The sequence below is a fragment of the Rheinheimera sp. genome (assembly GCF_030824435.1).
In the GTDB taxonomy this organism is placed as follows: domain Bacteria; phylum Pseudomonadota; class Gammaproteobacteria; order Enterobacterales; family Alteromonadaceae; genus Pararheinheimera.
Genome location: NZ_JAVBXS010000065.1, coordinates 1 through 11,893, shown reverse-complemented (window position 1 = coordinate 11,893; position 11,893 = coordinate 1). Strand labels below are relative to the sequence as shown.

Annotated in this window: 10 protein-coding genes; 6 read left to right on the top strand and 4 right to left on the bottom strand. The window is 47.5% G+C overall.

The genetic code is table 11. The annotated features are described in order from the left end of the window. Positions 1–388 precede the first annotated feature (388 nt). Together RCH83_RS12830 and RCH83_RS12825 are read left to right on the top strand one after the other, a co-directional pair. Positions 389–1,378, top strand: a complete 990-nt coding sequence (locus tag RCH83_RS12830) for a hypothetical protein (RefSeq protein WP_306522697.1) — start codon at positions 389–391, stop codon at positions 1,376–1,378. Between the two features lie 259 nt (positions 1,379–1,637). After that, complete coding sequence (locus RCH83_RS12825; RefSeq protein WP_306522695.1) at positions 1,638–1,832, top strand: hypothetical protein; 195 nt, start codon at positions 1,638–1,640, stop codon at positions 1,830–1,832. 16 nt (positions 1,833–1,848) lie between these two features. Here the strand turns inward: RCH83_RS12825 and RCH83_RS12820 are convergent, their stop codons facing one another. The 4 genes from RCH83_RS12820 to RCH83_RS12805 all read right to left on the bottom strand — a co-directional run bounded on the left by RCH83_RS12820 (position 1,849) and on the right by RCH83_RS12805 (position 9,428). Then, a complete protein-coding gene (locus tag RCH83_RS12820) occupies positions 1,849–2,742 on the bottom strand; it encodes a LytTR family DNA-binding domain-containing protein (protein WP_306522693.1) in 894 nt (297 codons plus the stop codon). Continuing rightward, the gene (locus RCH83_RS12815) at positions 2,735–3,823 is read right to left on the bottom strand and encodes a sensor histidine kinase (protein ID WP_306522690.1); all 1,089 of its coding nucleotides are present in this window, start codon (positions 3,821–3,823) and stop codon (positions 2,735–2,737) included. Before RCH83_RS12815 ends, RCH83_RS12820 begins: the two co-directional genes overlap by 8 nt. Before the next feature lie 91 nt (positions 3,824–3,914). Next, positions 3,915–6,629 (bottom strand): glycoside hydrolase family 3 protein, encoded by a 2,715-nt coding sequence (locus RCH83_RS12810; protein WP_306522687.1) that lies wholly within the window; start codon positions 6,627–6,629, stop codon positions 3,915–3,917. Between the two features lie 108 nt (positions 6,630–6,737). Then, complete coding sequence (locus tag RCH83_RS12805) at positions 6,738–9,428, bottom strand: TonB-dependent receptor (protein WP_306522685.1); 2,691 nt, start codon at positions 9,426–9,428, stop codon at positions 6,738–6,740. A 234-nt stretch (positions 9,429–9,662) separates the two neighbouring features. Between RCH83_RS12805 and RCH83_RS12800 the strand changes: the two genes are divergently transcribed. The 4 genes from RCH83_RS12800 to RCH83_RS12785 all read left to right on the top strand — a co-directional run bounded on the left by RCH83_RS12800 (position 9,663) and on the right by RCH83_RS12785 (position 11,672). Beyond that, a complete protein-coding gene (locus RCH83_RS12800; RefSeq protein ID WP_306522683.1) occupies positions 9,663–10,181 on the top strand; it encodes a GrpB family protein in 519 nt (172 codons plus the stop codon). 47 nt (positions 10,182–10,228) lie between these two features. Continuing rightward, positions 10,229–10,945 carry a DUF4386 domain-containing protein gene (locus tag RCH83_RS12795; protein WP_306522681.1) on the top strand — a complete coding sequence of 239 codons (717 nt, stop codon included), beginning with the start codon at positions 10,229–10,231 and terminating at the stop codon, positions 10,943–10,945. Between the two features lie 66 nt (positions 10,946–11,011). After that, a complete protein-coding gene (locus RCH83_RS12790) occupies positions 11,012–11,239 on the top strand; it encodes a PspC domain-containing protein (protein WP_306522678.1) in 228 nt (75 codons plus the stop codon). A gap of 97 nt (positions 11,240–11,336) precedes the next feature. Continuing rightward, positions 11,337–11,672 carry a 5-carboxymethyl-2-hydroxymuconate Delta-isomerase gene (locus tag RCH83_RS12785; protein WP_306522676.1) on the top strand — a complete coding sequence of 112 codons (336 nt, stop codon included), beginning with the start codon at positions 11,337–11,339 and terminating at the stop codon, positions 11,670–11,672. Positions 11,673–11,893 lie beyond the last annotated feature (221 nt).

Here is an 11,893-nt window from a genome sequence, read left to right as displayed (position 1 = left end):
GGTTATAAAACTACATCGGCTAAAGTTAAGAACTATATTGATAGCATAGAAAAAGTGATGTATTTGTTGGATTATCACTCTAACTGTGAGTGGGCAAAGTTAACTGAGCGCGGTGAATGAATAGGAAACTTTACGTTCAATCACTTTGAAAGTGTTGCGGCTCTGAGGGATTAGGTAACATTGAACCTCCGGGAGCGCTGAACGAAAATCCAACATTAGAGCAGCTGTCTTCAGATTATTATAAGTGTAAGTGTCACGGTTGCTTTTCTATTAAATTTTTTAATGCTCGAAGTGATAAGTAGATAATATTCAATTCTATAGCTATAACAATTTTTTCCTAAAAAGAAAAAGAGTGAATTTACAATTGATTATCGAAAGGATAATTTAAATGGTGCCACTTAAACCATCTTTTGACTCATCTGCTTTGTCTGATTTAAAAGAACGGATTCAATATGAGGATTGGCTGCTGGAGGCCGCTTATTCTATTGCCTCACAAGATCTTTTCCCAACTTACCCAGATGGAGTTATTTTTGCACTAAATAATCCAATCCCTCACCACCGAGTTTATGCAAGTGTGAATTGTATTATTGGTGATTGGCGGCCAAAATTTCTTCAAGTGGGTGCACCTCTTATATTTGTCTCAATTTTCAAACTACTTGACATGTTTATTGAGTGGGTGCTTTCAAATAACGGAAAAAAAGTTAGCTATAGATTCAAGGATAAATTAAATAGCCTAGATGTTTCTATAGTATTCCCAGAACCGATTGAATCAAATGCGTGGTTAAAGGAACGGCTTGTAGGTTTCTACAGAACACTTGAACCTCTAAGAGGAACAATTATTCATGACAGGTATTTTACCTCCACAGATGGGACGCTGAGCATTTCAAGCTCTAAACAAGGTACTGTCGGCCAACCGCTAAATATTAGTCGAGATCAACTTCGGAGGTTTGCTAAAACCATTATAAGTGTAATTAGGTATGTTGATCGAACTTGGCATCTTGATGATTTAAAAAAACGTGCATTTAAACATGACTTAGATGAACTCCAGATGTTACATGGTCTTGGCACTATGGGGCAAAAACATCCAACTCACGTGGGAGTTCGAGTTTATAGCGATGCTAGAAATGCTGTGCTAGTCGACATTCCGCTGCTTCGGAATAGTGTTTTTGGACTATATCAAAATCAGGATTGCTCTTTTGATATACGTCTTTTGTTAGTTGATGACGGCAAGGTAGTTGAAGCTTACCATTTACCATGGTCTATCGTTTCCGAGACAGAAAAGAGTTTTCGTTATGTAGATGAACTTCAGCAGTACGAAATACCGATACCTGATGACATTGAGCCAGAACACATACAAATACCCGTTAGTAACATGTGAAATTGAGCTTTTGCACCTTCAGTATGTAACTGCCACTGTTACCTCGGAGGCTAGCTTCCCCTTTAGGAACAAACAAGAACACAATATCACTAAGCCAGCGCTTTTCCTCCCCGTAAAGTGAGCCGTGGTTTTGGCCGGTTTTGAGGTTTTAAGACGCCAACTGTTTGAAGCGAGCGACGGTAGCGCTCGCTGAGTTTTGGCGGCGCCTCAAAAGCGAGTCAAAACAACGGGCTTTCGAACGATCCCGGGGTCGTTTTTTATGTCACTTTTTGTCGATACAAAAAGTGACTCGCCTGCCGGGGCGATTCCCGGCTTACACAGCGCCCCCAGCTGCAAGCTGAAAACCAACCCCAAATCGCAGTTATCAATAAAACCAACAATAAAAAAACAAGGCGCAATCTGCGGCTGCGGGGCAGGGCTTATTGATAGCAAACATACGAAAGTGCTGATTTGAAGCCTGATTGGTTGGCTTAACCCAACAACCTAAGCTTTAAAGCTCTGGCATAAGTGCGGCTCACCTTCAGCATTTTTTTATTATGCAATATCGCTTTATATTCGGTATTACCCAGCGGTAGCAGTTGTTCGATATAGGTCAGGTTGACCACTGTTGATTTATGAATTTGCACAAACACATCAGGCAAACGCTCGTTAATCAGGCTTTTTAGCCTGGCGCGCATTACATAAGTTTCCGATTGGGTATGCACACACATATAGTCACCGGCGGCGTCTATCCAGATAATATCCTGATAAGGGATAAGCTGAATGGGGCTGCGGCCATCCTGGATCACCAGTTTTTGCCGCTCTATGCAATATTGCGGTTCAATGGCCTGTGCGCTATCAGCTGTAGCCTTTGTTGCAGGCAGGGCAGGGCTTGTTACTGCGCCCGCTACCGAGCTTGGTTCTGAGCCTGGCATTGAACCAGACTCTGCGCGGTTTTGCTCCGTGATATCAGCTATCGCCTGCAGCATTTGTGCTTTGCCGGCGCGACTAACGGCAAATTCGCTGACTCTGGTGATAGCCTCCACCAGGCGTTCGAGTTTTACCGGTTTTAATAAATAATCCAGCGCCCGTACTTCAAAAGCTTTTACCGCATATTGATGAAAAGCCGTGACAAAAATAATGGCCGGGCAAAGTTCGGGTTGCAGATGGCGAATAAGCTCAAAGCCACTTTGGCCTGGCATATCAATATCAAGAAAAATCAGCTCCAGTTGCTGGTTGTTTATCAGCGTCAAAGCTTCAGCCACACTATGGGCTTCACCAATAATGTGGATCTGTGGAAAAGCCTGCAGTCTGAGTCTTAAGCCTTCGATGGCGGCTGGTTCGTCGTCCACCAGCAAGGTGTTGATGATGCTTTGCTTATGCACGGTTTGGCCCGCCTGCCAGTTCTTTGGGTACACAAATCTCAATCCAGGCGCCTTGTTCACAAACATTGGCTTCGGCCCTGTTGCCAAAACTAAATGAACTTTGGCCAGGGTAAATCAGCGCTAAGCGCTCTTCACAATTGTGCAGGCCAATGCCGCTAAAGCCTGCCTTGGGTGCCTGGCTAAAACCACAACCATTGTCCAGCATCCTTATCTGTAACTGGCCCTGAAACTCGCTAAAACTAACGGAAATAGCGTAACTTTGCTGAGAACTCTGCATACCATGTTTTAACGCATTTTCGGCCAGCGGTTGCAGCAGCAGGGAAGGCACCAGCAGGTTTTTTACGTTGTCATCCGCTACAATAGACAAATTCAGTTTGTCGCGAAACCGGCACTGCTCTATAGCAAAGTAGGTTTGTAAAATTTGGATTTCTTCCGCCACTGTCACTTTGGCCAAAGGGTCTGTGTACAGGCTGTAACGCAATAAATCACAGAGCTTTTCCAGCATAGACACCGCATGCAGATTGTCTTGTTTTAAAATGAGGGTACAAATGGCGTTGATGCTGTTAAACATAAAATGCGGGTTCAGCTGATAACGCAGCATTTTTAGCTGGGCTTCTTTGGCCAGATGTATCGCCTCTGCCGCTTTTTGCCGTTGCTCCATGGTTTCAAAAGTGGCTTTAAAGGCGTAATACAAGGCGGTCCAGGTTAATAAAATGGTTAATGAAGCGGAATGCCAGGTGCCAAAGTCAAACCAGGTCATGGCCTGCCACACCTGGCCATACAGCCATTGTAAGGTCAGCCATTTCCACTGGGTCCACACCAGGCAACTGAGAAAGATCACCAGCAGGTGCCAGATAATTTTTAACCGGGTTTCCTGCACACTTATAAGGCCATACCAATGGCGCAGCAGCAGGCTTAACAAAAAACCAAAGCTGGTATCGAGCAGCAAATGAGGCAAAGCCACAGGCCAGGGTTCCAGGCTGGGAATTTTAATCATCAGCGCTGTGAGCACTGCATACACAGCCCAGCCACCGGTCTGACAAAGCCAGAATAATTGATTACGACTTAAAGATTGCAACACCACTGTATTCCACTTGAACAACAAAGAGTGGTATTTGCACCCACTCTTTGTTTTGGTTTGTGCCCGGATAAACTATGAACCTGGGCTCGGGCTAATTCGCACAGCCTATCAGCACAGCGTTTTTTGCCGCTGTGCTGGCTGCCGTGTTTGCCGCATTGCCAGCTGCTGTTATATGTTGTGCAGCAAGCACCATCTCAGCCACAGCTAAACTATGTTGTCCGCTGGCGCTCAAGCGCAGTGCAGTTGAAACTTCGGTTACAGCAGGCGATGCAGCACAATCCAGCGCAAGTTCCACAGTATGCCACAGACCCGGCTTTAAAAGCGCCAGAGGTTCTGACAGCGACAGCTGGCGTTTGCATTGCCCTTGTTGATCACAAAGCACAAAAAGCTGAAGGTCGGTTGGCACTTGCTGATCAAGCCTGATGCTAAAACGCAAAGTGTTGGCCTTATTCAATTCAGCTGCCGCCACCGGCTTGATATAACTCAGGCTGGCTGAGGCGGGCGTTTTGCTATTCCAGCGCAGCTGGCGGCCATCTTCCTGATAGGACAAGTTCACCGACTGCATTGTTAAACTTTTGCCGTCGCTACTGAGGCCATAAGGGGTGGTGATAAAAGCCGTGCTGTTGTTTATAGCGCTGCGGTTCTCGTCGCTGCTATCCGCCAACACCCAGGCCATACCTGGTGTTAAATTGCGTATAAATAGCGGTTGTATGCCATCGGCAGAACTCCGTGCTGTGCTGGCGGACACCTGCTCAGAGAATTGGCCCAGCTCCTTTTTATCGGCATAAGTTAAACCATAACCATACGCAAACAGCGGCTTGTAGTTGGCATCGCCTTTATTCAGCACAAACTGCTGATCATCAGCTGGCCAGGAAAAACTCAGTTTGCCCTGAAAATCATGTTGGGCTTTGCCCTGTCTATCGGCCAGCAACACATCGGCCACACCCTGGCCTTCAGAGCCGGGTAACCAGGCCACTACAAAAGCATCAGATGCGTTAATTTCTTTATTGGTCCAGAGTGGCCGGCCTGTTAAAAACACCGTGACGACCGGAATGCCCTGTTGTTTTAGCTGTTTAATTAAAGCTAAATCGCTTTTGTCGCCATGTTGATATTCCAGCTGCTGAATATCGCCAAACCATTCGGCGTAGGGCGCTTCGCCGATGACCACCACAGCCACATCTGGTTTTTGGCGGTAGTTGCCATCCACGGCCAGCTCCACTTTGCCGCCCGCGGCCTCAACCTGCTGGCGTATGCCCTGATAGATAGAGGTTGCATTCGGAAAATCGGCATTGCTGTTATCTGTGCCTTGCCAGGACAGACTCCAGCCGCCGGCTTGTTTGGCAATATTATCTGCGCCATCGCCAGCCACCAGCACCCGGCTGGTTGGCAATATTGGCAAGATCTGCTGGTTGTTTTTTAGCAGCACCAAAGATTTACGCACAGCTTCGCGTGCTAAGTTTTTATGTTGCTGGCTGTTAAATTCAGCGTTTTTGCCGGATTCAGGCCGGCTGGACGGTTGAGCACGGCTTAATAAACCCCAGCGGATTTTCGCCCGTAAAAAGCGTCGCACTGCATCATCAATCCGCGCTTGCGGAATAATGCCTTGTTGCACCTGGGCAATGGTGTTGTGGTAAAAAGCTTCAAAGTGCTCAGGCACCATCAAAACATCCACACCGGCATTAATAGCAGCGGCGCACTGCTCTAAATCACAACCTTCCACAAATTTATGGGCGTTCCAGTCACTCACCACAAAACCATCAAAACCCATCTGGGTTTTTAATACATCGGTGAGCAAATACTTGTGGCCGTGCAAACGCACGCCGTTCCAGCTGTTAAAAGACGCCATTACCGACTGCACCCCAGCCTCAATAGCTGTCAGATAACCTGCGGCGTGAATATCGCGCAAAGTTTGTTCGTCAACCAGGGTATCACCTCGGTCTATGCCTTTTTCGGTGCCACCATCACCCACAAAGTGTTTGGCGGTGGCAATACGGCCAAAACCCTGCAGAAAATCTTTGCCCAAAGTGCCTTGTAAACCCGACACCATCTGGCCAGCGTAGGCTTTGACTATGGCAGGGTCTTCAGAATAACTTTCATAAGTGCGGCCCCAGCGATCATCCCGCACCACTGCAACAGTTGGCGCAAAACTCCATTCAATACCTGTTGCTGCTACTTCTTTGGCGGTGGCCACACCAATGCGGTGAATCAGCTTTTTATCATTGGCCGCGCCCAAACCTATATTGTGTGGAAACAAAGTAGCGCCATACACATTGCTATGACCATGCATAGCGTCTGTGCCCCAGATTGCCGGAATACGGCTGCCATCCTGGCTGGCATCCACTGAAGCCTGGTACATTTCGTCGGCGTATTTTAACCAGACCTCCACTGAGGCCCGTTTTTTGCCATAAGGCGCGGTATTGCCGCCATTGAGGTAAGAGCCAAAACCATATTTACGCATTTGCGCCAACGACAAATAACCAATTTCCGGTTGGATCATCTGCGCTACTTTTTGCTCTAAAGTCATACGGGCCAAAATTTGGTCCAGCATTTTTTCTATCTGTGGCTCGCGTTTTAAAGCTGTATTCACATAAGGCCACTGGACCTTTGACTGCTCCGACGCCGGCCGCACCGACTGAACGGGCGGCGGTGCTGCGGCCGGTGCACTGCCTGTCTTTTGGCTGGTTTGGGTATCAGCCGCTGTGGCATAAGCTGCAGCGTTTAGTGCTAAGCTGAGCAAGCCCCACAAGGCCAGTTTTTGCTTTTTGTGCATAGTTTGAATAAGCGTTTTTTTGTTGCTGCTGATCATCAACATTGTCCTTCGCAAGGTCGCAGCGCTTTCACCAACAAGTGTTTAGCGCCGGATAAAAAGAAACCGCTCATAAAAGCGGAGCGGTTTCTGCACCTATGGGTGTGCTTAGAAGTTAAAGCCTGCGCGCAGGCCGTAATACCTTGGCATATTAAAACTGCCTTTCGGGAAGCCTTTGCCGGTGTTACTCCATTGCTGCACTGTTTCGTTGGTGGCGTTGCTGACAAAAAGTTCAGCAAACCAGAGTTGGCCCACAGGTTCATATTTCAGTGAAGCATTGGCCATGGTATGGGCTTCTCTGCGATCGTCCATGTAACGCACAGCTTCGTCAGACACGGTAAAGTCCATATCATCCAAATGTTTGTCGACGTTCCAGATAGTGTTGTACGACTTATCTTTCCAGCTTAAGTTAAACCAGCCGTGGATAAAACCGTAGCTGCCCAAATCAAAGCTATGGGTGTAACTTAAGTTGGCGCTGAATTTTGGCACCATCGCCAGTTGGTTGCCTTTCAGGTTAGTGGTTAGCTTGCCGTTTTCAGGGTCAATAGACTCTTCATAGGACAGGCCAAACAGATACTCAGGATCGTAATCCCACTTGGTGATCCAGTCGTCGCTGATACGGGCATCGGTGTAGGTGACATAACCGTTAATGCGGCCACTGGCATAAGGTTTCCAGTCAAATTCCAGCTCCAGCCCTTTAATGGTTGAATCCGGCACGTTCTGGGTGTAGTAGGCCACCACCGGCATATTGCGGTAATCCAGCACTGGCTGACCATTTTGATCCAGCACCGGGCTGCCATCCGGGTTTTCCACCGGCGCCAGACGTTCTACAGTGCCAACAGAACCTACCGAGGCGTACTGCATGTCGGTGTAGTTGGTATAGAAAAACACCGCCTGTAAATTCAGCGAGTTATCTAACAAGCTGGTTTTTGTACCCAGCTCATAAGTGACAACCTGCTCAGGATCAAACTGGGTTTCAATGCGTTGTGTCTGGCCTGTTCTGTCATTGACTACTTCAAATACGTCACCAATACCACCGGCTTTAAAGCCTGAGGCCACATAGCCATACAGCATGGTATTGGCGCTCAGATCATAATCCAGCCCTAAGCGGAAATCGTGGTTTTGCCAGCTGCCTTTGTTGTCATTGGCAAAAGAGGATTTATAAATAGCCGGGTTTTCAAAAGCATTGGTCGGCAGATTGGATAAGGTGGTGCGGTTATACCAGCCAGGTGCACAACCATCGGCATTAGAGCAGCGCAGGGTGCGGCCGCCTTTATCTTCTTTGGTTTCGTCGCTAAAACGGTAACCCAAAGTCAGATGAAGTTCAGAACTTAAGTTGTAAGTGGCCTGACCAAAAGCAGCAAGCGCGTCGGTAGAGCGGTCGGGTTGATCCCAAAAGGCTTTATCATCCATAGGGTTGTCGTAATAACCCACAGTGGTGGTTTTTTCATGGAACAGGTTCACACCTGCTATCCAGACTAAATCACCCAGTTCGTCCGACTGCAATTGCAGCTCGGTTGAATAAGAGCGGGCGCCTGTGCCATCGAGGAAAAACATAGCGCCGTCCCAGACATCCAGCCCGGTTTCAATATCCTGCGCCGATTGGCGCTGCATATCCTCAAAACCCGCCAACCACACCAGGCTCAGCTCATCGGTCAGTTCATAATTTAAAGTGTTGCGCAGGTAGCTGATGTCGAGCTCGAGCTTACCCGGCACGTTGACCACAGCCTGATAAGTGTTGTCGCTGGGTAAAAAGTTGCTACAGTCGCCACCCAGGGCTGTGGGCCTGCCGCGTAATTTGTCGCAGTTCACCATATCTGTGGAGCCTGCACTGTCGTTTTTGTAATACTGAAACACAGTGTGATTGGAAAAACGGCCTGCTGCGGGTTCCCATAAGGTGGCAACACGAAACGAGTGTTCGTTGGCGTTATTGTAAAAATCGTTTTTATCCGCTGCTGCTAAAGCGCGGATTTTTTGCGCTTGTGGGTTCGTGCCTGCTGCGTCTATCCACCAGTTTTCGCGTTGGGTTAAGGTTTGGCCAATGCCCTGATAAGAGCCTTCGGCAATGACCGGCGCATCCAGCACACCGGCTGGCAGACGGCGGGTGTCGTATTGGTTTGGATCCCAATAACCTTCAACATAAGAATCACGTTTTAAGCCTTTGCCGGAAAAACGCACGGCAAACTCATCGGACAGCGCCAGGTTAAACATGCCGCCGACACTTTTGGCATTAAATTTACCCACTTCAGTATTCAGGTTACCAAAGCTGCTGCTTAAATCGGGTTTGGCAGTCAGCACGTTAATGCTGCCGACCGTGGAGTTACGGCCAAACAAAGTGCCTTGTGGGCCGCGCAAAGCTTCAACCCGCTCCACGTCGTACATCAGCGCCAGCGCGCCTTGCATCCGCGGTGAATAAATACCGTCCAGATGCACACCTACCGCAGGGTCACCCAGTTCAGTGATATTGGTGGAACGAATACCGCGCATGGTGATCACCGGAGCCGCTTGCTCTGATGACACGGCAATGTCCAGGCCCGGCACTAAATTGGCGATATCCACTACATTATTCACGCCATTCTGTTGCAGTTGTTCTTCAGACAAGGCTGAAATAGCCACCGGGGTTTCCATCAGTTTGGTTTTGCGTTTAGTGGCCGTGACTGAAATTACTTCCAGTTCGGTGTCACTGGCTACGGCGGGAGCTTTGTTGGCGGTGTTGGTATTCACTTCAGCCTGCTGCGCCGCAGCAGAAAAAGCGCAGGCCATCGCTATCGCCAGCGAAAGTGCGTTACGTTTATGCATTCTGTTATCCCTGTCTTTGTAGTTTTTGCTTTTTGTTTTATGGCTTTCTGAACAGCTGAATTTGCCACTGCTTTAACCTTAAGGACATGCTAAAACCAGAGATACAGAGATTCGACAACCCGAGTTGTTCACACTACAACACGATTTCTGCGGGGGCGGTTAAGTCTTTGCAAAGGACTTGTGCACAAACGCCTTGTTTACAATCCTGTTGGATATGCATTGAAGGAGGTCAGGATGAGCCAACGTATTATTGAAGTTGTGCCTTATGATGCCAACTGGGTGAAACTTTTTGCAACAGAAAAACAGTTGTTGCAACAAGCACTTGGCGCTAATCTGCTGTTGGCTGAACATATTGGCAGCACTGCCGTGCCTGGTTTGGCTGCCAAACCTGTGATTGATATTCTGCTTGAGGTGGTGTCTGTTGCCGCATTGGATGGGCAGCTTAATGCTTTGCAGGCGCTGGGTTATCAGGCCAAAGGTGAACATGGTATTGCCGGCCGGCGTTATTATCAAAAAGGGCAGAGTAGCCGCAGCCACCACGTACATGCTTTTCAAAGCGGTGATGCACATTTATTGCACCACAGAGCTTTTAAAGCTTATTTGCTGGCACATCCGGTTATTGCGACTGAATACGCACAGCTCAAACAACAGGCGGCCAGACAATGTCAGCATAACAGCGAACTTTATATGGCTTATAAACAGGATTTTGTATTGTGGCATCAGCAGCAGGCGCTGCTTTGGTACAACGCTTAATTGCAGTTTGAGGCATTTAAACCCATAAAAAAACAACAGGATGTGTGATGACTTTTATCCAAAACCCCAATTTTTATCTGCGTTTGGCAGGTGTGGCTTATCTTGCCAATATTCTGCTGGGTTTATTTGGTGAAACTGTGGTGCGTGGCACTTTAGTGGTAGCGGGTGATGCCGCAGCCACTGCCGCCAATATTGCCAACTCGCCCGGTTTATGGCGCGCCGGTATTGGTGGTGATTTGCTGATGCAGCTGCTGGATATCCCTTTAATAGTGTTGTTTTATTTGCTGTTAAAGCCGGTGCATCATGGCCTGGCCATTACCGCCACTTTATTTAATATTGTGCAAACTTCGGTGCTGGCGGTGAATAAACTGGCGTTAGTGGCGCCTTTGCTGCTGGTTGCTCCGGCCGGTCAGCTGCAATTACCGCCTGACATACTGTCGGCTTTTACCGCCTTTTGGGTCAAAATGCACAGCCACGGTTTTGCTATTGGCCTGATCTTTTTTGGTGTGACCTGCATCATTCGGGGTTATCTGATTGTTAAGTCTGAATTTTTGCCTGCCTTTTTGGGGTATTTATTAACAGCGGCCGGTGTTTGTTACATCATCAACAGCTTTTTGCTGTTGCTAGTACCTCAGATTGCCGGTTTATTTTTCCCATGGATTTTAATGCCTTGTCTGGTGGGTGAACTTGCCATTACTTTGTGGTTTTTATTCCGTGGGCTTGATATAAATCTCTGGCAGGCCCGTGTTATCTCAATGAAATAACAGGAAAAGCAGCATTGGCGCTGCTGGGCTTTAAAGCATTTTTAATAAGTTGTACAAGGAGTACTGATGATTGCTACTACAGAAAAAAAATTAACACGTGGTGCTACTTTTATCGCGGGCGGGGTTTGTGCCGGTTTAGCCAAATATTATGGGCTGAATAAAGGTGGAGTGCAGGCGGCTTTTGTCATCAGCAGTTTGTTTTTTGGTCTGGCGGTGCTGATTTATGTCATTTTGTGGTGCATTTTGCCCAAAGAAAAAGATGTTGTTAAAGCTGAAGCTGAAGCTGAAGCTTAAGTTTTAGTTTCTCCACTCTGGCGCTGAATTAAAGCTGGTTTGGTTTAGCCCCAAATCATCATGCGCCAGTACTTAAACTTATGTTGTGAAGTGCTTTATGCCCCATTGTATTATTGAACATTCAGCATCGTTGGACGCTAAGCTGCTGTTGCCGCAGGTGTTTTCCAGCGTGAAAAATTCGCAGTTATTTGAGCCGGACGGCAGTGATATCAAAGTAAGAGCCACGGCTTATCAGCATTATCTGGTTGGGCAAAGCCAGTCTGATTTTATCCATGTGGTGCTGAATATATTATCGGGCCGGACCACAGAGCAAAAACAACATTTGTCTGCTTTAGTGCAGGAAGCTCTTGCTGAATTAAAGCTGGCTCCTTGTTCTATCACCGTCGAAGTGGTGGATATAGATAGAGACAGTTATGCCAAAGTGGTGAGCTGATATATTGCTTTGCTGTGCTTTTAAAACTGTCAGTAGAATTAACCTTATAAGCTGATGGTAATAAAAGGAAAAGGGCACTATGGTGCCCTTCTGTTATTGTCGGTGACCCGTCCTGAATAATGTTGACACTTTTTATCCTGAACCGTGGAGAGTGTCATGAATGCAATAGCCAAGCGTACGCAAAAAGATTATTCCCTTGCCTTTAAATTAGCGGTGGTGGC

Coding starts and splice junctions, on each gene's coding strand:
- RCH83_RS12830 (WP_306522697.1), top strand. CDS start 389: ATGGTGCCACTTAAACCATCTTTTGACTCATCTGCTTTGTCTGATTTA.
- RCH83_RS12825 (WP_306522695.1), top strand. CDS start 1,638: ATGTCACTTTTTGTCGATACAAAAAGTGACTCGCCTGCCGGGGCGATT.
- RCH83_RS12810 (WP_306522687.1), bottom strand. CDS start 6,629: ATGATCAGCAGCAACAAAAAAACGCTTATTCAAACTATGCACAAAAAG.
- RCH83_RS12805 (WP_306522685.1), bottom strand. CDS start 9,428: ATGCATAAACGTAACGCACTTTCGCTGGCGATAGCGATGGCCTGCGCT.
- RCH83_RS12800 (WP_306522683.1), top strand. CDS start 9,663: ATGAGCCAACGTATTATTGAAGTTGTGCCTTATGATGCCAACTGGGTG.
- RCH83_RS12795 (WP_306522681.1), top strand. CDS start 10,229: ATGACTTTTATCCAAAACCCCAATTTTTATCTGCGTTTGGCAGGTGTG.
- RCH83_RS12790 (WP_306522678.1), top strand. CDS start 11,012: ATGATTGCTACTACAGAAAAAAAATTAACACGTGGTGCTACTTTTATC.
- RCH83_RS12785 (WP_306522676.1), top strand. CDS start 11,337: ATGCCCCATTGTATTATTGAACATTCAGCATCGTTGGACGCTAAGCTG.